Genomic DNA, 23,423 nt, shown 5'->3' on the forward strand with positions numbered 1-23,423 from the left:
CCGCCTCGGGTTCACGAAGGAACGAGGCGGCGATGGCAGATGAGCGTGGCGGCGATGCCCGCGAAAGCGAGGAAGTGCTCAGGCTTGCGTTCGTAGCGGCGGTGCAGGCGTCGGCACCCTGCCAGCCAGAACACGGTGCGTTCGACAAACCAGCGGTGTCGGCCCAGCCGGTGCGAGGATTCGACGCCTTTGCGGGCGATGCTGGGTGTGATGCCGCGCTTGCGGAGCCGTCGTCGCAGGTGGTCGTAGTCGTAACCCTTGTCGCCGTGGAGCTTGGTCGCCTTGCGGCGACGCGGTCCGCGCCGTGAGCGCATGGGTGGAATGCCACGGATCAGCGGCTCCAGGCCCTGGCTGTCATGGAGGTTGGCGCCCGAGATGCCAAGCGACAACGGAAGGCCGTTCCGGTCGGTGATCAGGTGGATCTTCGATCCCAACTTGCCGCGGTCAGTCGGATTCGGTCCGGTCAGTAGCCCCCCTTTGCCGCCCGCACGCTGACAGAGTTGATCGCGCAGCGTGACCAGTCCAGGTCCCCGCGGGCACCCAGTTCATCAAGCACAACGCGGTGGAGCCGGGCCCAGACCCGCCTCCGGCTCCACTGGGCGAACCGCCGGTACACCGTCTGCCAGCACGGGCCGAAGACCGGCGGCAACTGCCGCCACGTGCACCCCGACGTAGCCACGAACACGATCGCAGTCAGCACCTCACGATCACCGGCCCGACGCTTGCCGCCGCCCTGTGGACGTATCACCTCCGTCGGCGGCACCACCCGTCGAAACGCCTCCCACAGCTCATCCGACACCAGACGCTCGGCAAGACTCATCACGCCAAATCAACGAGCGATACAGCCATCAGAAACGATGTCTAAGGAAGGGGCGGGCACGGAGGCGGGGGGTGGCGCCCCGCTCCCCCCGCGGCCAGAACCTGAGCCATGGCTTGGGCCCTGACACAACTTGCTCGTTTGCGGGCACGTCCAGTCCGTAAGCGCGTGCTAGAAAAGGAGCGCTTCGGCTCTCGGGCCGAAGTCGATCGGCGGTTCGGACAAGAGCAGCCTCCTCAGGGAATCCGTTCCGGCAGCCCGTGCACTGTTCGCCCCTTCCGACGTGGTCGGGAGGTACGAGAGTCGGGGCGGCCACGGAGCGGTTTCTCCTGACCCCGCTGCCTGCCAAGGACCATTCCGGGACTCGACCGGATGGGCGGGCAAACCCCCTGTCATGCGAGGAGCCATGATGACGGACCGCTCAACCGCACCGATGACGGTCGTTGATCAGCTGAGCATGACCGCCGCTCTCGGGCACGTCAGTGCGGGTGTCTACGCCGTCGCCGACTCGGGGCGGATCGTCTGGGTCAACGCGCGCGCTCTCGACCTCCTCATCCTTGGCGCCGACGACGTCATCGGGCACGATGCCCACGAACTGCTGCACCGCGACGCACACGGGCGTCCGGTCCCGAGGGAGAGCGGCGGAGGTCGACAGGCGGCTGAGCAGGGGATTCGGACCGGGCGCAACTGGTACCCCCGCGGCGACGGGACCCTTCTGCCAGGACAATGGTTCTCCCTGCCCTGCGAAGCCGACGAGCAGGGCGTGGTCGCCCTCGTGGCCTTCCAGCCCGCTGAGGCACCCGAGCCGGACGTGGCCCGGCCCACGGCGTCGCCGCGCGCCCTGTCGGAGGGTGAGCGTCTGGCCCTGCTGGCCGACACGACCGCTCAGTTGATCTCCAACGTCGACGTGCACGGGGCCCTGCGCCGAGTGGTGGAACTGATGCTGCCGCGGCTCGCGGACTGGGCCGTCATCGACCTGATCGCCGAAGGCGACGAGGTCACGCGATCTCTGGTCGTCCAGGCACAGGACTCCGTGCTGCGGATCCGCGAGGATCTGCAGGGCCCCATGCCTCCGATTCCCGCCTCCTCCCCCATGCCCCTGTCCAAGGCCCTGCGAGGGGCGGCATCGGCTCTCGCGAGCCCCGAGACCTACGACGGGCCACCCGATACCGGGATCGCGGTGGAACAGCGCAAGCTGTTCGACGCGACCGGGATCCAGACGGCGGCCATCGCTCCCATCCGCGGCCCCCACGAGGTCGTCGGTGCCCTCACCCTGGGGCGCACCCGTCGCGACGAGGCGTTCACCACGGGCGACCTGGCCCTCGTGGAGGACATAGCGCGCCGGATCGGTATCGCTCTGGAGAACGCGCGCCACTATCAGCGTCAGCGTCAGATCGCCGCCACCATGCAGCGCTATCTGCTGCCCCAGCTCCCGCAGGTGTCGGGAGTGGAGATGACCACCCGCTATCTGCCCGCCCCGGACGCCTCGCACGTCGGCGGCGACTGGTACGACGCCTTCACCCTGCCCGCCGGGGACACGGCCCTGGTCATCGGTGACGTGGTCGGCCACGACCTGGACGCGGCCGCGGGCATGGCACAACTACGCAACATGCTCCGTGCCTACACCTGGTCGCAGGACAACCCCCCGCACCGCACCGTGCAGCACCTCGACCAGGCGATGAGGCAGATCACCGATGTCCGCATGGCCACCCTCATCCTGGCCCGTCTCGGCTGCGACGCCTCCGGCCGCTGGATCCTGCGCTGGACCAGCGCGGGCCACCCGCCACCCCTGCTCGTCGACCACGACGGAGTGACCCGCTACCTCCACGAGGGCAACGGACTGCTCCTCGGCACCGGTACCGACCGGCCGCGCCACGACGCCCAGGCGACGCTGCCGCCGGGATCGACGCTCGTCTTCTACACGGACGGACTCATCGAGACCCGCCGAGAGCTTCTGGACACCGGCCTGGAACGCCTGCGACGGAACGCGGCAGCGCTCTCCCACCGGCCCCTGCACTCCTTCACCGACCAGCTGCTCGAACGCACCCGTCCGACCGACAACGACGACGACGTCGCCCTGCTCACCGTTCGGATCCCGCTCGGCACACCGTAGGACGCGGGGCATCACGCTCGGCAGCCCTCGTCGCGGGTCCGCCGGTAGCGATACGGGTTTTGCGGTTCAGCCCGCGTCCGGGGCAGCGATGATCTTTCCGTCCTTGTCGAGGGTGTGGGTACGCCAGTACACGTCCCACTTGTCGTCGACCTGCCGCGGCACCTTGCCCGCCGGATACCGCGCGTAGCCCGCCGAAGGCTCCTCCTTGTCCGAGAAGCAGGCCGATCCGGTGCCGCCCACCGACAAGGCGGGGTATTCGCCGTTGCCGCAGATGTTCTCCTGGTACCCGAGGCCGGCGCATCCGGTGAGGACCGTGGCCGCGGCCACGCACGCGAGGGCGGCGGCGACGGACATCCTTCCGGCGCGGAAAGCGGTGGCGGTTCGGTTCGTCCGGGTCACGTTCACGGTGGTCTCCAGTCTCTTGGTATGCGCCCACCCTCGCCGCCTGAGACCTCTCGTGCCCTGAGTACGCGTACTCAAAGGGGCCTGCTCTCGTGCTCAACACGCCTTGCTGAAAGCCGATTTGCTACTGCCTTGGCCATGGAGCACGACCACCGGCAGGCTCGTCGGCCGTCGGTGGGCGTGCCATGTGTCGGGGATTCCTAGGGCCTGGACGCGGTGTTCGCCGTACCGGTTCTGCGGGCGTGCAGCACGCTGCCGTCCAGGGGCAGGGGCGCCTGGCCCACCAGGGTGAGGCCCGCGTCGGCGAACAGCTGGGCGTAGTGGTCGGCGCGTCGTTCGCGGCCGCCGACGTTGCACATCATGTGCAGGTCCCAGGCCGTGGCCAGCGAGGCCGATCCGTCGGTGGGCAGGACGCGTTCGACGACGAGCAGATCAGCGGTGTCGGGCATCGCGCGGGCGCAGTGGCGCAGGATGTCGAGGCAGCGGTCGTCGTCCCAGTCGTGCAGGACGCGGGACAGGACGTAGACGTCGCCGCCCGCGGGGACGTCCGCGAAGTCGCCCGCTCGGAAGGTGCACCGTGTCGCATGGCCTGCCGCGCCGAGGAGGCCGCGGGCGGTCTCGACGGTGTGCGGCCGTTCCAGCAGGAGGCCGTGCAGACGGGGGTGTGCGGAAAGGATTCGGCCGAGCAGCTCGCCGTTGCCGCCGGCGATGTCGACCACGGTGGCCCCTTCGGGGGCCGCGGTGAGTACGGGGTGAGCGGGCAGCGGGTCGAACATCCGTGAACCGGCGGCCATCGACCGGTCGAAGAGTTCGGCGAGTTCGGGATCGCGGGCGAAGTGGTCGAAGTGGTTCTCGCCGAACCGCTCTTCGAAGGCCACCTGTCCGGTGCGTACGGTGTGCCCCAGGCCGGCGAAGGACTCGTAGAACGGTCCGCCGTACATCAGCGCCAGGGGCCGCATCGACCCTTCGGTGTCCGCGCGCAGCAGCGTGCCGGTGTCCGTGAGCCGGAAGCCGTCGCGGCTTTCGCTCACCACGCCGAGCATGGTGAGGTAGCGCAGCAGGGTGGTCAGGTTGGGGGCGAGGGCTCCGACGTCCTCTGCCAGTTCGGTCACGCCGACGGCGCGCTCCTCGTGCATCGCGTCGGCCACCTCCAGCCGTGCGAACGTGGCCAGGGCCTGGGTCGTCCACGCCCCGGTCAGCAGGCGCAGCAGTGCCTCGGCGGGCTGCCGTTTGCGGTGTTCGTCGAGGTGGGCGGCGAGGATGTCCCGGTGGTCGCCGGGGACGTACAGTTCCACGCGCCGGTAGCCGGCCTTGGCCTCGGCGGGCGCGGTGAAATAGAAGACCGTGCCGTTCTCGTGGGGGTTGTAGCCTCCGCCTCCTGGGACGGCGCCGTACCGTGCGAAGGTCGCGCACAGGCCGCGCAGCACCAACGGGTCGGGTGCCTCGACCTCGAAGGCGACATGGGCCTCGTGCTGGTGCTCCCTCTCGTGCGCCGCGACGGTGTCGAGGTCGGAACCCGGGGGGACGGTCAGCGCGAACACCTCGACCATGCGCCGCATCCCGTCCCGGCACTCCACCGCGGGTCGCAGAATCCCGACGTCGAGGTGCGCCGCGGACCGCTTGTGCCGGTTGGCCAGGCGTTCGCGGACGACGACGCTCGGCCGCGGCGGCGCGTCCGTGACGAGCCCGCAGTCGGCGAGCAGGGTGTTCAGCGCCGGCGCGTCGGGCGGGAAGACGAGGAGTGCCGCGTGTGAGAAGTCGCAGCGCTCGGCCAGGGTCCGCAGCTCCGGGCCGTCGAGCCCGGGCAGCAGGAGCGGGAGCAGGGTGGCGGTGTCCTGTTCCTTGACGAAGTCGACCGTCGCGCGCAGGCGGGACGTGTCGCCCGGCAATGCCGTGATCATTGCGGGAGGTTCCTCATTCCGGGGTTCGGTTGTGCGCGTACCGGTGTACGCGGGTGCGGAGATCGAGGGCTGCGGCCTACACGCCGACGTAGTGCTCGGCGAACCAGTCCTGATGGCTGCGCGAGGTGCGCAGCGAGGTGAGGCGGGAGCGGCGCAGGGAGTTGTGGAACCGGGACTCGCCGTCCGCGCCGGAGGGGCCGTGCAGCAGGCCGATCATCCAGTGGGAGAACTCCTGCGCCCGCCAGATGTGTGTCAGACACCGCGCCGAGTAGGCGTCGAGGCCCTCGGAGTTCCCGACGGTGAGGTCATCGATGAGGGCGGGCGCCAGGACCGCCGCTTCGAGGACGGCGAGATTGGCGCCCTTGGCGGCCGAGGGGCTGATCAGGCCGGCGGCGTCGCCCACGAGGAACAGCGCGCCGTGGCGCAGCGGTTCGAGCACGTCGGACTCCAGGTCGACGATGGCCCGCTGCACGATGGGCCCGCGGCTCAGTGGGCCGTACTCCCGCGCGCGCATCCGCAGTTCCAGCTCGTCCCAGATCCGCTCCTCGGACCAGCCGTCGGCGGGGGTTCCGCGCTCCCACTGGAGGTAGTAGCGGGTGACCTCGCTGGTGCGGGCCATGTGGCCGGCGAACCCGTGCTCGTGCACCGCGTATCCGACGGCGTCGAGACTGGGCGGCGCCTCGGCGAGGAGACCCAGCCAGGTCACACCGTGATCGCGATGGTGGCGAACCGTTCCGGCCGGCAGTGAACGCCGGGCTGCGCCGTGTCGTCCGTCGCAGCCGGCCACGTACCGCGCCCGCCAGAGGCCGGGCCGCCCGTCGGCCTCGCGCACCGACACCTCGGGCCGCTCGCTGTCGGCGCCGCGCACGGTGATGGCCTCCGTGTCGAAGCGGATCTGTCCGCCGCGTTCCAGGAACCGCGTCAACAGGTCCGTCACCAGATCCTGTTGGGGGTAGACGGTGTGCCGCTCACCCTGCCCGAGCCCGCTGTAGTCCAGCCGGAACCGGCCGTCCTCGGTACGGAACTCGCAGGTGCTGTGGGTCTGTCCACGCCGGTGCAGTCCGTCGGCGAGACCGTGCCGTTCCAGGATGCGCACGGTGTTGGCGGCCAGGAACCCGGCACGTGCCCGCGTCTGCACGTGCGCGCGCTCGGCCCGCTCCAGGACGACGCAGTCGATTCCCCGGTCGACAAGGACGTTGCCGAGTACGAGCCCGGCCGGCCCGGCTCCGAGGACGAGCACATCGGTCGTGTGCTCGTCCGGTTGCCGACAACTCTTTCCGTCTGTCACGGAAATCGATACTAAGGAAGGTGAAATCCTTGATCACACCGAAATCACCTGAATGCCCCGTACGAATGGAACAGAGATCATCGCTCGCGACGGGCCCGCGTCGGGCGCTCCGGCGCTCACCGCCCCGTCCGTCGAGCGGTGAGCCTTCGCGGGACCGGGTGGCGACCGGCCGCCGTCACTTCTCGGCGACCTGAATGATCGTCCTGCCGGAGACGCGGGGACCGGGTCCGAAGGCGGCGGCTGCCTCGGCGAGGGGGCGCACCGCGGCGACCCGGGCGTCGAGGCGCCCGTCGCTGATCCGTTGTACGAGGAGCGTCAGACGCGCGCGGTCGGGTTCGACGACGAAGAACAGCGCTCGACCGTCCTTGGGCCGAACGGTGGGTGGCCGGGCGATCGTGACGAGCGTGCCACCGGCGCGCACGAGCACTGCCGAGCGGTCGAGGATGTCACCACCGATCACGTCGAACACCGCGTCGACCTCTCCCGCGTCCTCCAGCCGGTCGTTCTCCAGGTCCAGGAACGTATGCGCGCCGAGTTCCAGAGCCGTGTCCCGGTCGGCTGCCCGGCCGGTTCCGATGACCCGGGCTCCGGCTTCCCCGGCGAGCTGTACCGCCATCGATCCGACCGCCCCCGCGGCGCCGTGGATGAGGATGGTCTGGCCGGTCCTGATCTGCGCGTGATCGAAGAGGCCCTGCCAGGCGGTCAGTCCCGAGACCGGCAGCGCGGCCGCCACCGTGTGGCTGACGTCCGCGGGCAGCGGGGCGAGATTGCGCGCCTCCACAGCGACGTACTCGGCGAGCGAGCCGTCACGCGTCCAGTCGGTCAGTCCGAAGACCCGCTGGCCGACCGTAAGGCCGGTGGTTCCGTAGCCGAGTTCCGCCACGACTCCCGAGACCTCGTGGCCGGGCACGCTCGGCGTGCGGTCGTGGCCCGCACGATCGGTCCACGTCGCGGGCCAGTCGAGTTCTCCCCGGGTGAACCCGGCGGCGTGGACCCGCACGATGACGTCGTTCTCCGCCGCGTGGGGATGGGGGAGGTCCGTCAGGGTCAGCCCGCTGACGCCGGCGTCGCGGTCCCCGGCCGTGATGGCCTGCATGTCGTTGCCTCCTTCGTTCGCGTCAGCTCGGCCAGGGCGCGTCCGTGATGCGCTCGACCATGCTGGTACGCCGAAATCCTGGGATGAAGTGTTCCAGTACGTCCGCGTTGACGGTCCCGTATGTGGTGTCCGGGCGATTCCGTAGACCGTCGACGAATTCCTGCAGGAAATCTCTCTTGAATTCTCCGCGCGGATGGGCGGCGACGATTTCTTCGGCCTGACCGTCGTCCAGTTCTTCGAGGCCCCATCCGATGGCGTCGGTCAGTACACCGTAGTTCGTGGCAGCGATCTCCGCGCCCAGGCGTCCGGGGATCCCCGGCGTCGTGTGCAGGGCGATCGCCATCCAGGCCACCTCGGCGGCGCTCTGCGGGAACCCGTGGTCGAGCAGGAACCTGCGGGCGTGGTCGGCGCCGTCGAGCTCGAAGCGCTGCTCGTTGTCGGAGTACGGAGACAGCAGTCCGGCGTCGTGGAACATGGCGGACACGTACAGCAGCTCGGGATCGGGCCGGAGGCCGAGCCTGAGCGCGTGCAGGGAACCGAAGAGGAAGACGCGGCGGGAGTGATGGAAGATGAGCGGATTCGTGGTCTCTCGAATGAATTCGGTGGCAGCCGCGATGGCCGCCGTCTGAGGAATTTCCACTCCGGAAATGGTCTCGGTCATGAATGTTCGTGTCTTTCCGTGTGATGCGCCAAGGGCTTCGTCTCGGTCCTGCGGTGCGGTCACTCCGGCCAGGCGGAGTTCTCGATGACGTCGACGAAGTCGGTGCGCCGAAAGCCCGGGACGAAGTGTTCGAGAACGTCCGCGTTCACCGTGCCGAAGGTGGTGTCGGGGCGATGCCTGAAGCCGTCGGTGAACGCTTCGAGGATCTGCCGCTTGAAGTCCGGCCTCGGATGGGCAGCCGTGACGGCGTCGATCTGCGCTCGCGTGATGTTGGCCAGGCGCAGGCCCAGTACGTCGGTCTCGACGCCCGCGGTGGTCGCCGCGATCTCGGGCGCCATCTTGTACGGCACCTCCGGCGTGGTGTGCAGGGCGATGGCCGTCCAGACGGTGTGCGCGTCGCCCTCGGACAGACCGTGGGCCAGCAGGAACGCGCGCGCCTGGTCGGCCCCGTCCATCTCGAAGCGCTGATCGTCGCTGCGGTAGGGCGGTACCAGGCCCGTGTCGTGGAACAGTGCCGCCACGTACAGCAGTTCCGGGTCGGGGCTGAGCCCCAGGGCGGCCGCCTGGAGGCTGCCGAACAGGTAGACCCGGCGGGAGTGGTGGAAGATCAGAGCCGGGGTCGTGTCGCGGATGAGGTCGGTGGCGTCCTGCGCGAGCTTGCTGTCGGGGATCGCGACGTCGGCGATGTACTCGGTCATGGCTGCCTTCCCTGGGCGGGGTGGGTGTCCTGTCCCCAGCTTCCGCCGTACGGGGCCTCCGCGTCCGTGTCGAGACGGCCGACAAGCCCTCGGAAACGGCCATGGCCCGACCGGCCGGCTCACCTGGCGGTGCGTGCCCGCGGGGTCGGTGTCGTGGTGGCGAAACGGTGCCGGTACTGAGTGGGGGAAAGCCCGAGGTGACGTGCGAAGGCGCGCCGCAGGCTCTCGTAACTGGGGAAGCCGGAGAGTGACGCCGCCTCCGTCGCGTTGTGTCCGGCGTCGAGCAGGGCCTTGGCTCTGTCGAACCGGATCAGTTCCACGTACTTCATGGGCGTGGTGTCCAGTTCGGCGCGGAACATGCGGGTGAGGTGCCGTGGGCTCACCCGGACCCGCGCGGCGAGGGACTCCAGGCCGTGGTCGGCTGTCGGATCGGCCTGGACCGCGTCCTGGACCATCCGCAGCACGGGAGTTCGGGGTGCCGGGCCCTGGAGCGAGGCGGAGAACTGGGACTGTCCGCCGGCCCGCTGCATGTACACCACCAGCGAGCGCGCGATCTTCCTCGGCAGATCCGGTCCGTGGTCCTGCTCCACCAGGGCGAGAGCGAGGTCGATGCCGGCGGTGACGCCCGCGGAGGTGTAGGTGCTGCCGTCCCTGACGAAGATCGCGTCCGGCTCCACCCGCGTCAGCGGACAGCTACGGGCCAGCGCCGCGGTGTGCTGCCAGTGCGTGGTCGCCCGCTTGCCCTCCAGCAGCCCCGCCGCACCCAGCACGAACGCGCCGGTGCAGACCGACGCGACCCGCTCGGCCCGGTCCGCCAGGGCCTTGGCCGTGGCGCTCAGCTCCGGGTCGACAGGACCGGCCGGGAGCAGGTCGCCTCCCACCACGAGCAGTGTGTCGAAGGGTTCCGCGGCCGAGGCCTCGCCGTCGACGGGCACGCTCATGCCGATGGAGGACCGCACCGGCGCTCCGCCCACCGAGACGATGCTCAGCCGGTACCGGGCTCCGTACCGGTTGGCTTCGGTGAAGACCTCCGCAGGCCCGGACAGGTCCAGCATCTTCATGCCGTCGAACACAAGGACGCCCACGCTGTGTGTCCGCGATGCCATCGTTCCTCGTTCTCTTCGCCGAGCCGCTCCCCCGCCGTACTGGTCACGTCTACCAGGAAAGAGGCGGGAAGCACGCTTCCGAGCGACAGCGTGTGACCGGCCGGCGCATGCGCGGGCCCGCGTGCCCAGCGCGTAGGGCCCGTCTCTCCAGCGGCAGTTGAACGCCGGCCGGTCGCATGGCGGCCGGTCGGATGCCGGTCGTCGCGGCCTTCCTCGCGGTGTGCCGATCCGTCCTCGTCACACGCGGCCGACGGTGTCCTGCTCGTCCACCGCGTCCTGCCGCTCCGTGACCGGTGCGTCCGGCGCGGCGGGGGCTGCGGGAGCGGGCTTGCGCAGGCGGCCCACCAGGCGCGCCACGGGTTCGGTGTAGCGGGCGGTGAGCGGTCCGAGGATCACCAGGATCAGCACGTACGCCGTGGCCAGCGGTCCCAGTGAAGGCTCGATCCCGGCGGTGACCGCGAGGCCGGCGATCACGATGGAGAACTCGCCGCGGGCCACCAGCGTGCCGCCGGCGCGCCATCGCCCCTTGACCGAGACGCCGGCGCGCTTCGCGGCCCAGTAGCCGGTGGCGATCTTCGTCCCCGCGGTGACGGCGGCGAGGGCGAGCGCGGGCAGGAACACCGGGGGAATGCTCGACGGGTCGGTGTGCAGGCCGAAGAACACGAAGAACACGGCCGCGAACAGATCCCGGAGCGGAGCCAGCAGGTTGTGCGCGCCCTCGGCCACCTCGCCGGACAGGGCGATACCGACCAGGAAGGCCCCTACGGCGGCCGACACCTGGAGCTCCTGCGCGAGTCCGGCGACCAGCAGTGTCAGTCCCAGGACCACCAGCAGCAGTTTCTCGGGATCGTCGCTGGAGACGAAGCGTGAGATGTGCCGGCCGTAGCGCACCGCGACCAGCAGCACCAGTCCGGCCACGCCGAGGGCGATCGCCAGCGTGACGCTGCCGGCCGCCAGCGTCGTCCCGGCCAGCAGGGCGGTGACGATCGGCAGGTAGACGGCCATGGACAGGTCTTCCAGGACCAGGATGCTGAGGATCACAGGCGTCTCCCGGTTGCCCAGCCGACCGAGATCGCCGAGAACCTTGGCGATGACCCCGGAGGAGGAGATCCAGGTCACCCCGGCCAGGACCACCGCCGCCACCGGACCCCAGCCCAGCAGCAAGGCCATCGCGGCGCCGGGCAGGGCGTTGAGCGCCGCGTCGGCCAGACCGGCCGCGTACTGGGTCTTGAGGTTGGACACCAGATCGCTGGCCGTGTACTCCAGGCCGAGCATGAGGAGCAGCAGGATCACGCCGATCTCGGCGCCGATCGCCACGAACTCCTCACTGGTACCGAGCGGCAGCAGGCCGCCCTGGCCGAAGGCCAACCCGGCCAGCAGGTACAGGGGGATGGGCGAGAACTGGAAGCGGCCGGCGAATCGGCCCAACAGTCCGAGGCCGAGGATGATCGCACCGAACTCGATCAGAAAGGTGGCGGAGGAGTGCATCGCGCCTCACTCCCGTCCGAGTATCGCGGTGGCAGCCTCGACGCCCTCGCGCGTGCCGATCACGATCAGCGTGTCCCCGCCGGCCAGACGGAAGTCCGGCCCGGGTGAGGGGATCGCCTCTGCCCGGCGCAGCACCGCCACGATCGACACACCGGTCTCGGTGCGCATGCGCGTCTCACCGAGCAGGCGGCCGTTCCAGTGCGAGGTGGCGGACAGTTCGCTCCGCTCCGCGACCAGTCCCAGCTCGGTGGTGGACAGCAGACTCGGGCTGTGGTGGGCGGGCATCAACGCGCCGATGAGCACCTCCGCCTCTCCGGAGGAGAGCCGCACCGACAGCGCGCAGGCATCCGGGTCGTCGTCGCGGTACGCGCTCAACGTCCGCGAGCCGTCCCTGTGCGCGACGACCGACAGGCGTCGCTGCTCCCGTGTACTCAGGTCGTAGCGGACCCCGATCCCCGGCAACGGCGTACTGCTCATGCGTGCAGCCCCCACAGCTGCCCTCCTGTCCGTCTGTCTCATTTGACTGTTCCTTTACGAACCACTGGGTGTCACCATACCGAGCACCGGGGCCGACCCCCGCGGCCCCCGGGGAACGCCAGTGGAACAATTCGTCCTCGGGGGCCTCACACCGCAGCAGTCGAACCCACCGGCGTTCCCCTTCCCTCGGCGCCGGCGCGGACCGGAAGGAGAGCTGGCCCATGATCGAGTGGGTGTCCCTCAGCAACGGCAGCCGTCCCGTGCCCCGGCCCGTGTCCACGTCGCGGGTATGGGCAACTGCCTTCGTCGGCGCGTTGGTTCTGGTGGCCCTGCTCAACACCACTGTGGGACCCGGCCGTCCCGGCCTCGCGCTCACCGCGCTGTCCCTGTTCGCCGTCGTCCTCGGCTTTCCCGCCAGCTTCACCGCGGCCCCCGGAACGGCCTTGATGTGCTGGCTGTTCCTCAACGGCTTCGCCGTTCCGCCGGCGGGCACGTTCAGCTGGATCGGGCAGCGCGACACCTTCTGGCTCGCCTGTCTGCTGTCCGCCGCCCTCATCGGGACGACGCTGGCCCGCCTCGCCAACGCCCGGGCCGCGTACCGCAGACTCCCCGCGGCCGGCGCTGCGGTGGCGGATCTCGGCGATGAGCCGCATACCCCCTGAGCATCTCTCGCGGCCGGGGCCCCGCCGGCCGCTGCGTTCGTCCGGGTGTGTACGCGGTCGCGGCGCCGGGCCGGCCGGGCGCCGCGACCGCTGAAGTCGGGTCAGACCGGTAGCTGGTCCGCTCCGCCGAAGTGCCGGGCGAAGAAGCGGACCGCGCTGTCGGCCTCGAACCGGGGCAACTCCTTGTGCCTGCCCGCGTTCACGTGCAGCGACTTCTCCTTCGAGGCGAAGGCGTCGAACAGCGCGAGGCCCTCCTCGCGCGAGATGTGTTCGTCGTCCCACTGCAGGTCGAACTCGATCGGGACGGTGATCTGTCTCGCCTTCTCGGCCAGGACATCGGGCCAGTGCTGCCCGAACACGGCGGCCGTGATCCTGGGTTCGACCGCCACCAGCGGCACCCCGATCGCGGTGCCCATGTTGATGCCCCAGAAGCCGACGGGGCCGTCGGTGCCGATCTCCGGAAGTTCCTGGAGAGCGTCCAGAGTTGCCTGGTACTCGGGCACGGCGAGTCGCGCCAGGTGTTCGTTGTAGCGCACGACGATCGGGCCTTCCGGCTCGCCGGCCGCCCTCGCCCTGAACAACTCGGCGATTTCCGCCTCGTCGTGTGCCGTTCGCGGCCGGTCGCCGTGACCGGGCGCGTCGATGACGGCGGCGTGGAAGCCACAACCGGTCACGACGCGGTGCGCGCGGTCGGACATCGCCGGGTGCTTCTTGTGGTTGCCGCCGCCGTGAGCCATGAGGATCAGGGGCGCGGGCTCGGCCGTGCCGGCGGCAGGCGACCAGAGGACTCCGGGGACGTCGCCCACGGTGAAGTCGCGCTCGCGCACGCCGTTCGACGACGACTCGGCGGTGAACCGCGGAGGATGCATACGTGGTGCCTTTCGGGAGTGCCTTGTTGGCGAGGCGCTCCCGGCGACACCTGTGTCAATCGCCCGACCGTGACGAGAGAGGGAGCACCCACATGGATACAGCGTTCATGGGTCTCACCTCCTCGGGACGGTGCCGCGGTCGACGGAAAGCTAACAGTTCGACCGCGATCCCGCCCACTCGTTTTTGCGTCGCGTGGTCACAGCTCCGGGCCGGCCGCGACGCCCCGGGACTTCCGTCGTCGAGCCTGGTCCGGCTCGCGATTGCGACGGCCCGCACGCCGACCCTGAGGCCGGGCAACTCCCTTGGTACAAGCCCCCCCTTCGGCCACGGGGCGCCTCCCCCCACCCCTCGGCGGGCGCTCGCGCGCACGGGAAGATACAGGAGGCCGCCATGCGCAGGCCGCCTGCGTTCCCGCCCACTGGCGGCACATCCTCACGTTGATACCCTGATCATGGCATCTGTCTATCCGCTCGACGTCCGGGCGGCCCGCAGCAGGCACCGTCGGAGTATTCATGGCATCCCACCAGTCGCCGGCCCACCGCTCCCCCGTCAAGCGTCGTGTACGGCTCGCGTCCGCGCTGGCCATGGCGCTGGCGTTGGCAGGAGTGGCAGGCGTGCAGATCTCGCAGGCCGCCATCATCGACCCGTCCGGGAAGTCCTCCAAGTTCGCGGCGAACACGTGCGCCGACACGACCTTCAGGGCGATGACGGGTCCACAGCGGGTCGGTCAGCTCTTCAAGGGATCGGTCACGCCGTCCGCTCCCGACGCCAAGCGGATCGCCCTCATGCAGCAGTACCACGTCGGCTCGGTGTTCCTGGCCGGCCGGAGCACGGCCGGGACGAAGGCGACCAAGGCCGTCGTCGACCCTCTTCAGGCGAAGGCGGACACCGCGGCGGGCCATCGGGTGGGCCTGCTGGTCTCGACCGACCAGGAGGGCGGACACGTACAGGTGCTGTCCGGCCCCGGGTTCTCGACCATCCCGACCGCGCTGACGCAGGGCACCTGGACCACGTCGAAGCTGCGCGGTGAAGCCGCGGTCTGGGCCAAGGAACTCAAGGCGGCCGGCGTGAACCTGAATCTCGCCCCCGTCGCGGACGTTGTGCCGGAGAGCCTGGGCACGGCCAACGCCCCGATCGGCCGGTTCGACCGCGAGTTCGGCCACACCGCCGCGACGGTCGCCCCGCACAGTGACGCGTTCCTCGAGGGCTCCACCCAGTCCGGGGTGCTGCCCACACTGAAGCACTTCCCGGGACTCGGCTACGTACGGGGCAACACCGACACCACGGCCGGAGTGGTGGACAGCGTGACGACGAGCAACAGCGCGAGCATCACGGCCTTCGACTCCGGGATCAAGGCCGGGGCGCCGCTCGTCATGATCTCCTCCGCCACCTACAGCAAGATCGACCCGAACAACCGGGCCGCGTTCTCCTCCACGGTGATCCAGGGACTGCTCCGCAAGGACCTGGGCTTCAAAGGCGTGGTCATATCGGACGATCTCGGGAACGCGGTGGCGGTGAAGTCCGTGTCCCCGGGCGACCGCGCGGTCAAGTTCCTGTCGGCCGGCGGCGACGTGGTCCTCACGGTGGAACCGAACCTGATCCCGGCCATGACCAAGGCCGTACAGAGTCGCATGACACAGAGCTCGGCCTTCCGCGCGCAGGTGGAGCAGAGCGTGCACCGCGTCCTGAACGCCAAGCAGAAGGCGGGCCTGCTGTCCTGCGGCTGACCCGCGCGTGCTCCTCCGGCTCCGCGTCGTGCGACCGCTGCGACGGCCCGCTCCGCACAGGAGAAACGCGTGGACGGCTGATGGCGTACGGCCTTAGCGTCCCGTCATGGGAAGGCGGGCGTGCGCGTTGTGGCCCGTGAAGCCGTGGATCATGAGACGGGGAGGGGCGGCATGACGTCGCTGCGGTTCCGTGTGGGGGGTGCGGACGATGCCGCGAAGGTGGCGTCGCTGCATGCCGACAGTTGGCGCAGGCACTACCGCGGCGCCTACGCAGACTCGTTCCTGGACGGGGATGTCGTCTCCGACCGCCGGTCCGTCTGGTCGTCGCGGCTCGCCGCACCCGGCGACAGCCTGACGGTCGTCGCCGAGTACGACACCGAACTGGCGGGATTCGTGCACGTCGTGTTCGACGCGGACGAGCGCTGGGGCAGCCTGGTCGACAACCTGCACGTGGTCCACGGCCGTCAGCGCACCGGCATGGGTGCCGCGCTCCTCACCCGGGCCGCCGAGGCTGTCACCGAGCGGGCGGCGGGCCCGTCGATGTACCTGTGGGTGCTGGAGCAGAACACCCAGGCCCAGCGGTTCTACCGGGCTCTCGGCGGCACCTGCGTCGAGAAGGCGGCGGTGTCGGCTCCCGGCGGTGTTCCCTCTCGCCTCAACGGATCGCCCCACATGCTCCGCATCGCCTGGCCCGATGCCTCATTGCCGGCTCCGCGCGCCGCTCGCTGACCGTCACCGAAGGATCACCTCACGACGTTCACGGGGGCCTGGCCCAGAACCCTCCCCGCCGTCGACGATGTGCTCAGTCCGCGCGGTGTGTGATGTGACCGCCGACGGCCGTGAGGCGGACCGGCGCCTCGGCGGTCTCGTCCGCGGGAGCGCGGACGGGATCCGCGCCGAGGGCTGTCAGGTCCGCCCGCAGTCCGGGTGCGATCCGTCCGGCGTCCTCACCGGCGGCGCGTGCCGCGTGCGAGGTGCAGCCCTCCAGGGCCATCAGTCCGGTGAGTCCCTGCCGGGAGCCTGCGGCGCCCTCGGGCGCCTGGGCCATGGACAGGACCCGGCGGACGTCGTAGTGCGCGATCGGCCAGTCCGAACCGAGCGCGAGCACCGCGCCCGCGTCCCGCAGGTCGCGGATGCGCCACGCCCGGGACGCCCGGTCGGAGCCGAGACGCCTGGACCACTCGTCCGCGTGGTCACCTCGGGTGTAGGCGGTGTGGGGCGGCTGCATCGACGCGGCGACGCCGAGCGCCGCGAAGCGCGGGATCGTGTCGTCGGGCACCGTCTCGATGTGCTCGATCCGATGCCTGCCCGCACCGCCCGCGCCGAGGGACTCGACCGTGTCCAGGACGTGGCGTACCGCCGCGTCGCCGATGGCGTGGGTGGCGGTTCCGACGCCCGCCGCGTGCAGGTGGCGTACGGCGTCGGAGTAGGCCCGGGGGTCGGGCCAGAAGGCGTCCGTGCCCTGCCCGTGGCAGTCGGCGTGCTCGAGCCACGCGGTTCCACCCTCGACGGTGCCGTCCATGAAGAACTTGACCCCTCCGACCCGCCAGTGCCGTCCGGCCTCGCTCTGGAGGGCGATCAGCTCGTCCAGACCGTCCTTGTCCATGCCCGGCATGCACCAGGGCGCGAGGCGCAGTCGCAGCGGCAGCACCGCCTCGTCCTCCACCGATGCGAGCAGCTGCGGTACGTCGCCGTGCCCCAGGTCCATGACGTGCGCGCCGGTCAGTCCCGTGGCCGCCATCTGCGACAGGAGCGCGAGCAGTCCGGTTCGGCGCTCCTGAAAGGAGGGCCTGGGGACGGCCGCGAGCATGAGATCCATGGCGGCGTGCTCGATCAGGTGACCGGTGGGACGGCCGTCCGCGTCGCAGACGATCTCCGCGCGCTGGGCGAAGGTGCGCGGGCCCGTGATTCCCGCGGCCTTCAATGCGGTCGCGCTGGCCAGAGCGGAGTGCCCGTCGTAGAAGCGGACGAAGGCGGGGGCGCCGCCCAGTTCGTCCTCGACGAGGGCGCGGTCGATCCGCCGGCCCGCGAACACGTTGTGGTCGAGTCCCCAGGCGACGACCCAGCCGTCGACCCGTGGGGCGTCACGCAGGGTCGCCCGGAGTTCGTCGAGGGTGCGCACGCCCGACAGGTCGGCGCCGGTCGCCATCTCGAGTCCCCACACCGGGTGGCTGTGCGCGTCGACCAGGCCGGGGACGAGGGTGGCTCCGGTGAGGTCGACGCGCTCGGTTGCCGGACCGCTCCAGTCGCGGACGATGTCCGCGGTGGCGCCGACGGCCGCGATCAGACCGTTCCGGACGGCCACCGCCGTCGCCTCCGGTAGGGCGGGGTCGAGGGTGCGGACGTGGGCGCCGGTGAGCAGCAGGTCGGCTTCGGACACGGGTGAGCTCCGTTCGGGTGTGTCTGAGGTGAGGTCGGGCGAAGCGTCGGGTCAGGCCCGTACGGCTGCGGGGTGCTCGGCGTCCGGCTCGGCCGGCTCCGCCGCGAAGCGTTCGAAGACGTCGGGCTTGCTGCGCCGCAGTCGCCGGCCGAGTGCCAGGCCGAGGACGAAGACCACGGGGGCGACGGACGCAAGAATCGTGTTCACCAGCGAGGACGCTCCGGTGAACAGGTCGAGGTGGGTGCAGACGAGCACGATCGCCACTCCGAGGAGCACGGTGGCCACGACCGGGGCGACGACCGTGCGCAGCACACCCTCCTGGTGGGTGATGCGGCGGAAGTAGAAGGGAACGGCGATCGCGGCGAGGAGCTGGAGCAGCATGAGGCCGACCATGCCCGGGGTGTTGACCCACAGCAGCAGCTGGGCGTACGGGTCGGCGCCCGCGGCCCAGAAGGCGAGCACGACGACCGCGCCCAGCACCGTCTGCGCGATGCCGGCGACGTACGGCGACCGGTGCCGGGCGTGGACGCGGCCGAAGGCCTTCGGCACCACGCCCTCCTCCGCGAGTGCGAGACCGTAGCGGTTGATCGCGTTGTGGAAGGCCAGGAGCGAGGCGAGGACGCTGGTCACGATCAGGATGTGCATCAGGTCGGCCGCCCAGCCGCCGACGAAGGTGCTGATGGCCGAGAAGAACAGGCCGGCCGGGTCGCTGCCCGCCGCGGCCACGACTCCGGCGTCGCCGAACGCCTGGATGACGATCCAGACGGTGAACGCGTAGAACAGCCCGAGGAAGGCGACCGCGATGTACGTCGCGCGGCGAACGGTGCGCCCGGGGTCGCGGGCCTCGCGACGGTAGATGACGGTCGACTCGAACCCGGTGAAGGCCGCGAACGCGAAGGCGAGCACGGCGGCGGTGCCGGGGACGAACACGTTGTGAGGGGCGAAGGACGCCGCGGACAGACCGTGCGCGCCGCCCTTCAACAGGACGCCGCCCGCCAGCAGGACGAGGATGCCGGTCTCGGCGCAGAGCAGGACGCCGAGGAGTTTGGCCCCGAAGTCGATGGACCGGAAGCCGCCGTACCAGATGAGCACGAGCCCGGCGAGGGAGACCGGCAGCCAGGGGATGTCGACGCCGAACAGCGCGTGGAGGGTGTCCTCGGTGGACGTGCCGAGCAGACCGTAGACGCCGATCTCCATGCCGTTGTAGCCGACCATGGCGAGCAGGGCGGCACCGATGCCCACGGAGCGGCCGAGGCCCCGGGTGATGAACGCGTAGAAGGCTCCGGCGCTGCGTACGTGGCGGCTCATGGTGGTGAATCCGACGGCGAACACGGCGAGTGTCACGCCTGCGACGAGGTAGCCGACCGGTGCGCCGATGCCGCCCAGCGCGATGGCGAAGGGCGCGACTCCCGCCATGACGGTGAGCGGGGCGGCGGCGGACACGACGAAGAAGGCGATGTCGGCGGTGCCCAGGGTTCCGGTGCGCAGGGTGGGTGCGGCGCCGCGGTCGGTGTGGGGCTGGGTCTGCGGTGGGGTTGCGGGCATGCGGAAGGAAGCCCTTCTGGCGGCGGGAGGACGGGGTCCCGGGGGCATCGGTCCCGGGGACGGAAGCTAAATCTAAAGGCTTTCGGTTTCGGCAATGTAGCCTCCCTCTGGGCATTCGGGAAGACCACATTTTCGGGAGAACGCGATGGGCCGGCCGAGCAAGCCGCTGCTGGACAGGGAGCGGATCACCACCACCGCGCTCGAACTCGTCGACACGGAGGGCGACTTCAGCGTTCCGAAGATCGCCGGGCGGCTCGGCGTGCAGACGGGATCGGTGTATCACCACGTGGACGGCCGGGACGGCATCGTGGAGCTGCTGCGCGAGCGGGTGGCCGTCGCGATCGACCCGGGTCCGCTGACGGACGACGCGCAGCCGTGGGACCGCCGGATGGCGGACTGGGCTCGTTCCTACAGAGCGGCCTTCGCCGCCCACCCCAAGGCGATTCCGCTGCTCACCACGTCGCCCGTGCGCGCCCCGCGCGTTCTGGAGCAGTACGACCTGGCGGCCGGGCTCCTGCTGGACGCCGGCTTCTCCCTGCCGGACGTGATGCCGCTGATCATCGGCCTGGAGAACGTCGTCCTGGGGTCGGCCCTGGACATGGCCGCGCCGGAGATGATGTGGGAGCTGGCCGACGAGACGGCGACACCGCACCTGGCCGCGGCACTCGCGGCGATGGGCGAGGGCCGCGCCGACGCGGCCTTCGAGCTGGCTCTGACCGGCTTCCTGACCCACGCCCGTTCCCTGCTTCTGCCGTGAGGGCCGGACGCCGTCACCTCGCCCGGGCTCCCTCCGAACTCGTCCGGCACTGGTGGCGGCGCTGTCCGGCGGACCGCGGGGCCGGGTCCGTACCCTGGCACCATGCGCATGCGCCCCACACTGAGCTGGACCCCCACCGAGGGCCTGCCGCCCGGAACCACGGATCTGGAGCCGGTGACCGACGCCCTGGACACCGGTGGGGTGCTGGTGCTCAGCGGGGCGGGCATCTCCACGGAGTCCGGCATCCCGGACTACCGGGGCGAACACGGGAGCCTGAGCCGGCACACCCCGATGACCTACCAGGAATTCGCCGGGAGCGCCCAGGCCCGACGACGGTACTGGGCGCGCAGTCACCTCGGCTGGCGGACCTTCGGCCGGGCCCGCCCCAACGAAGGACACCGTGCCGTCGCCGCCTTCGAGCGACACGGACTGCTCTCGGGTCTGATCACCCAGAACGTCGACGGTCTGCACCAGGCCGCCGGCAGCGAGGGTGTCGTGGAACTCCACGGAGGACTGGACAGAGTCGTGTGCCTCTCCTGCCACGACATCAGCCCGCGCCGCGAACTCGCCCGGCGGCTGGAGGAGGCCAATCCGGGCTTCGAGCCGTTGGCCGCCACGATCAACCCCGACGGTGACGCCGACCTCACGGACGAGCAGGTCGGCGACTTCCACGTCGTGCCGTGCACGGTCTGCGGCGGCATCCTCAAACCGGACGTCGTGTTCTTCGGCGAATCCGTCCCCCCGCTCCGCGTCGAGGACTGCCGGCGGCTGGTCCGCGAGGCGACCTCCCTGCTGGTGCTGGGCTCGTCGCTGACGGTGATGTCCGGCCTGCGGTTCGTCCGCCAGGCCGCCCAGGCCGGGAAGCCGGTCCTGATCGTCAACCGGGACCCGACCCGAGGTGATCAGCACGCCCTCGCCCGGATCGCACTCCCCCTCGGCGCGGCCCTGACCACGGTCGCCGCCCGGCTGGAGATCCCGCTCGACGAAGCAGCCGCCTGAGCGGGACGGGTTCCTTCGCGAACGCTCGCCCGTCCGCCTGATCCGCCGAACTAGCGGGTCAGTTCGGCGAGATACAGGTCCAGCGTCTGAACACGGCCCGGGAGAGGCCCGACGCGATCCCACCAACGGATCGCCGCGATCTCCTCGTTGGCCCGGAAGTCACGGACTTCGGCACAGTGGCCCGCGAAGAGCGCAAGGTATTCCGTTCGCCGGTCGGGCGCCACCACGAACTTCGCGAAGCCGGTGAACCGCAACGCTCCGTCGGGTTCCTGCCCGCTCTCCTCCCGCAGCTCACGAACCGCGGCCTGCCGCAGGGACTCACCTTCTTCGACGCCCCCGCCGGGAAGTTCCCAGGACTGCCGGTACCGGTCGAAGACCAACAGGATCCGGTCCTCGCGCCAGAGGGTCACCAACGAGGCTGCCACGGGTGCGTCGTTCGGCGGCACCGACTCCTCTCCCGGTGCGAAGGAGAGCAACTCGGTGCCACGGTCGTCGACCGCGAGTGGTGGGTGCGCGGAGCCGGTCACGGTCCGATCCCTTCCCCTCTCGGCGCGGCAGGAAGCCCCTGCCGTGCCCGGGCATGCCGCCTGCGGCAACATGCGGCAGTCCTGGGCCGGTGGGCATCGGGCCCCCTGCCGACGGATCCATCGACTCTGCCGTCACCCGTCCGGGTCGGTACGGGGTGACGCGTGTGCGGAACGCGGAGCGGTTGCCCGGCGGCCGTGTAGAGAGGACCACGTACGGGCCCTTCCGCCGTCGGTGCGGAGGCGGCGAGGGCTTCGGCAGCAGCCGGTCATCGCGTCGGCCGTACGAGTTCCCGAAACATCCGCCCGAGGTGATGGAGGCCGAACGCGCCTATGACCACTGTCCACTGGCTCTTCGGCGACCAGTTGGGCCCTCACTTCCTCGCTCCCGGCGAGGGCGGGCCGGACCGGGACGCACCGGTTCTGATCATCGAGGCGCGTTCGGTGTTCCGCCGTCGCCGCTTCCATCGCGCGAAGGCCCACCTGATCCTGTCGGCGATGCGGCACCGGGCCGCCGAACTGGGCGACAGGGCCCGCTACATCCGCGCCGACACCTACCGCGAGGGCCTCCACGAGGCGCTCGGCGACGTCGGCGGCAACGGCGCGGTGACGGTGCACCACCCGACCTCGCACGCGGCCCTTCGACTGGTGCGCTCGCTCGACGCCGTCACCGTCCTGCCGGCCCGCGGGTTCCTGGTGCCTCAGGCGGACTTCGGCGCCTGGGCGGACGGCCTCGGTGGCCGGCGACTGCGGCAGGAGGACTTCTACCGGTGGGTGCGACGCGGACACGACCTGCTGATGGACGGTGACACGCCGGCCGGCGGCCGCTGGAACCACGACCACGACAACCGCGAGCCGCCTCCCCGGAACACCCGGACCCTCGACGCGCCGGCGCCCTACCGTCCCCGGGAGGGCGCGATCGACGAGGAGGTCCGGCGCGATCTGGACCGGTGGGAACGCGACGGAGAGGTGAGCTTCGTCGGACGGGACGGCCCGCGGATGTTCCCCGCCTCCCGACGTGAGGCACTCGCGGCGCTTCGGCGGTTCGTGGAGCACCGCCTCGGAGGCTTCGGCGCGTACGAGGACGGCATGCTGGCGGCGGATCCGGTGATGAGCCACAGCCTGTTGTCGTCGTCGCTGAACCTCGGCCTGCTGCATCCCGCCGAGTGCGTCGAGGCCGCGGAGGACGCCTGGCGGTCCGGACAGGCACCGGTCAACAGCGTGGAGGGATTCGTCCGGCAGATCGCGGGCTGGCGCGAGTACGTCTGGCAGCTCTACTGGTACTTCGGTGACGACTACCGGCACAGCAACACGCTGCGGCACCACGCGCCGCTCCCCGACTGGTTCCTCGACCTCGACGCGGACGCCGTCACCGCCCGTTGCCTGAGTACGACCCTGGCCCAGGTCCGCGACACCGGCTGGACCCACCACATCCCGCGGCTGATGCTGCTCGGCAGTTACGCCCTCCAGCGCGGCTGGGATCCGCGGGCGGTCACGGACTGGTTCCACCGCTGCTTCGTCGACGGCTACGACTGGGTCATGCTGCCCAACGTCGTCGGGATGTCCCAGTACGCCGACGGCGGGCGGATGACCACCAAGCCCTACACGTCGGGCGGCGCGTACGTGCACCGCATGAGCGACCTGTGCACGGGCTGCGCCTACCGTCCGACGGAACGCGTGGGCGAACGGGCCTGTCCGTTCACGACGGGGTACTGGGCCTTTCTGCACCGGCATCGGCAGGGGCTGGCGGGCAACAACCGGATGAGCCAGGCGGTCCGCGGGCTCGACCGGCTCGGCGACCTGGACCAACTGCTGCGGCAGGCACGGGACGGTGGCGATGCGCCGCCCTGACCGGCGAGGGTGGGGGCGTGCTCCACGGAGGCATGCGGTACGGCCGACCAACAACAGCCCA

Annotated in this window: 21 protein-coding genes; 7 read left to right on the top strand and 14 right to left on the bottom strand. The window is 70.7% G+C overall.

Annotated features, from left to right (window positions below; genetic code table 11):
- Nucleotides 1-11 precede the first annotated feature (11 nt).
- Nucleotides 12-820, bottom strand: a protein-coding gene (locus tag ABZT74_RS24030) for an IS5 family transposase (protein ID WP_356437988.1) whose coding sequence is annotated in 2 segments (ribosomal slippage) — nt 12-481 and nt 481-820 — 810 coding nt in all. Because the reading frame shifts where the segments join, the coding sequence is not laid out codon by codon here.
- Nucleotides 821-1,274: 454 nt separating this feature from the next.
- Between ABZT74_RS24030 and ABZT74_RS24035 the strand changes: the two genes are divergently transcribed.
- Nucleotides 1,275-2,930, top strand: coding sequence for a SpoIIE family protein phosphatase (locus ABZT74_RS24035; RefSeq protein WP_356175616.1), 1,656 nt, complete (start codon nt 1,275-1,277; stop codon nt 2,928-2,930).
- A gap of 66 nt (nt 2,931-2,996) precedes the next feature.
- Here the strand turns inward: ABZT74_RS24035 and ABZT74_RS24040 are convergent, their stop codons facing one another.
- The 9 genes from ABZT74_RS24040 to ABZT74_RS24080 all read right to left on the bottom strand — a co-directional run bounded on the left by ABZT74_RS24040 (nt 2,997) and on the right by ABZT74_RS24080 (nt 12,047).
- On the bottom strand, nt 2,997-3,284 hold the full coding sequence (locus tag ABZT74_RS24040; protein ID WP_356175618.1) for a hypothetical protein: 288 nt from the start codon (nt 3,282-3,284) through the stop codon (nt 2,997-2,999).
- 248 nt (nt 3,285-3,532) lie between these two features.
- Nucleotides 3,533-5,233 carry a methyltransferase gene (locus ABZT74_RS24045; protein WP_356437992.1) on the bottom strand — a complete coding sequence of 567 codons (1,701 nt, stop codon included), beginning with the start codon at nt 5,231-5,233 and terminating at the stop codon, nt 3,533-3,535.
- A 76-nt stretch (nt 5,234-5,309) separates the two neighbouring features.
- The gene (locus ABZT74_RS24050; protein WP_356175621.1) at nt 5,310-6,473 is read right to left on the bottom strand and encodes a 4-hydroxybenzoate 3-monooxygenase; all 1,164 of its coding nucleotides are present in this window, start codon (nt 6,471-6,473) and stop codon (nt 5,310-5,312) included.
- A gap of 223 nt (nt 6,474-6,696) precedes the next feature.
- Nucleotides 6,697-7,617, bottom strand: coding sequence for an NADP-dependent oxidoreductase (locus tag ABZT74_RS24055; protein WP_356175405.1), 921 nt, complete (start codon nt 7,615-7,617; stop codon nt 6,697-6,699).
- Nucleotides 7,618-7,639: 22 nt separating this feature from the next.
- On the bottom strand, nt 7,640-8,278 hold the full coding sequence (locus tag ABZT74_RS24060) for an HD domain-containing protein (RefSeq protein ID WP_356175624.1): 639 nt from the start codon (nt 8,276-8,278) through the stop codon (nt 7,640-7,642).
- Between the two features lie 59 nt (nt 8,279-8,337).
- Complete coding sequence (locus tag ABZT74_RS24065) at nt 8,338-8,976, bottom strand: HD domain-containing protein (protein ID WP_356175408.1); 639 nt, start codon at nt 8,974-8,976, stop codon at nt 8,338-8,340.
- Nucleotides 8,977-9,095: 119 nt separating this feature from the next.
- Nucleotides 9,096-10,082 (bottom strand): GlxA family transcriptional regulator, encoded by a 987-nt coding sequence (locus ABZT74_RS24070; RefSeq protein ID WP_356175411.1) that lies wholly within the window; start codon nt 10,080-10,082, stop codon nt 9,096-9,098.
- Nucleotides 10,083-10,319: 237 nt separating this feature from the next.
- Nucleotides 10,320-11,570 (bottom strand): cation:proton antiporter, encoded by a 1,251-nt coding sequence (locus ABZT74_RS24075; protein WP_356175414.1) that lies wholly within the window; start codon nt 11,568-11,570, stop codon nt 10,320-10,322.
- 6 nt (nt 11,571-11,576) lie between these two features.
- On the bottom strand, nt 11,577-12,047 hold the full coding sequence (locus ABZT74_RS24080) for a TrkA C-terminal domain-containing protein (RefSeq protein WP_356175417.1): 471 nt from the start codon (nt 12,045-12,047) through the stop codon (nt 11,577-11,579).
- A 221-nt stretch (nt 12,048-12,268) separates the two neighbouring features.
- On the opposite strand from ABZT74_RS24080, the gene ABZT74_RS24085 reads away from it, so the two are divergent.
- The gene (locus ABZT74_RS24085) at nt 12,269-12,709 is read left to right on the top strand and encodes a hypothetical protein (protein ID WP_356175420.1); all 441 of its coding nucleotides are present in this window, start codon (nt 12,269-12,271) and stop codon (nt 12,707-12,709) included.
- Nucleotides 12,710-12,810: 101 nt separating this feature from the next.
- Here ABZT74_RS24085 and ABZT74_RS24090 read toward each other — a convergent pair whose 3' ends face one another.
- The gene (locus tag ABZT74_RS24090) at nt 12,811-13,578 is read right to left on the bottom strand and encodes an alpha/beta hydrolase (protein ID WP_356437995.1); all 768 of its coding nucleotides are present in this window, start codon (nt 13,576-13,578) and stop codon (nt 12,811-12,813) included.
- 513 nt (nt 13,579-14,091) lie between these two features.
- Between ABZT74_RS24090 and ABZT74_RS24095 the strand changes: the two genes are divergently transcribed.
- Together ABZT74_RS24095 and ABZT74_RS24100 are read left to right on the top strand one after the other, a co-directional pair.
- Nucleotides 14,092-15,306 (top strand): glycoside hydrolase family 3 N-terminal domain-containing protein, encoded by a 1,215-nt coding sequence (locus tag ABZT74_RS24095; RefSeq protein WP_356437998.1) that lies wholly within the window; start codon nt 14,092-14,094, stop codon nt 15,304-15,306.
- A gap of 171 nt (nt 15,307-15,477) precedes the next feature.
- Nucleotides 15,478-16,035 carry a GNAT family N-acetyltransferase gene (locus ABZT74_RS24100; protein ID WP_356175429.1) on the top strand — a complete coding sequence of 186 codons (558 nt, stop codon included), beginning with the start codon at nt 15,478-15,480 and terminating at the stop codon, nt 16,033-16,035.
- Between the two features lie 73 nt (nt 16,036-16,108).
- On the opposite strand, the gene ABZT74_RS24105 is transcribed toward ABZT74_RS24100, so the two are convergent.
- Together ABZT74_RS24105 and ABZT74_RS24110 are read right to left on the bottom strand one after the other, a co-directional pair.
- Nucleotides 16,109-17,686: an amidohydrolase gene (locus ABZT74_RS24105; RefSeq protein WP_356175432.1), complete on the bottom strand. Its 1,578-nt coding sequence runs from the start codon at nt 17,684-17,686 to the stop codon at nt 16,109-16,111.
- 51 nt (nt 17,687-17,737) lie between these two features.
- A complete protein-coding gene (locus ABZT74_RS24110) occupies nt 17,738-19,231 on the bottom strand; it encodes an APC family permease (protein WP_356175435.1) in 1,494 nt (497 codons plus the stop codon).
- A gap of 145 nt (nt 19,232-19,376) precedes the next feature.
- On the opposite strand from ABZT74_RS24110, the gene ABZT74_RS24115 reads away from it, so the two are divergent.
- Both ABZT74_RS24115 and ABZT74_RS24120 read left to right on the top strand, forming a co-directional pair.
- Nucleotides 19,377-19,988 carry a TetR/AcrR family transcriptional regulator C-terminal domain-containing protein gene (locus tag ABZT74_RS24115; protein WP_356175438.1) on the top strand — a complete coding sequence of 204 codons (612 nt, stop codon included), beginning with the start codon at nt 19,377-19,379 and terminating at the stop codon, nt 19,986-19,988.
- Nucleotides 19,989-20,090: 102 nt separating this feature from the next.
- A complete protein-coding gene (locus ABZT74_RS24120; RefSeq protein WP_356175441.1) occupies nt 20,091-20,987 on the top strand; it encodes an NAD-dependent protein deacetylase in 897 nt (298 codons plus the stop codon).
- Between the two features lie 50 nt (nt 20,988-21,037).
- Here ABZT74_RS24120 and ABZT74_RS24125 read toward each other — a convergent pair whose 3' ends face one another.
- Complete coding sequence (locus tag ABZT74_RS24125) at nt 21,038-21,514, bottom strand: NUDIX hydrolase (protein ID WP_356175444.1); 477 nt, start codon at nt 21,512-21,514, stop codon at nt 21,038-21,040.
- A 330-nt stretch (nt 21,515-21,844) separates the two neighbouring features.
- Here ABZT74_RS24125 and ABZT74_RS24130 point away from each other — a divergent pair, with 330 nt between their 5' ends.
- The gene (locus ABZT74_RS24130; RefSeq protein WP_356175448.1) at nt 21,845-23,362 is read left to right on the top strand and encodes a cryptochrome/photolyase family protein; all 1,518 of its coding nucleotides are present in this window, start codon (nt 21,845-21,847) and stop codon (nt 23,360-23,362) included.
- Nucleotides 23,363-23,423 lie beyond the last annotated feature (61 nt).

The organism is Streptomyces sp. NPDC005302 (assembly GCF_040607345.1).
GTDB lineage: Bacteria > Actinomycetota > Actinomycetes > Streptomycetales > Streptomycetaceae > Streptomyces.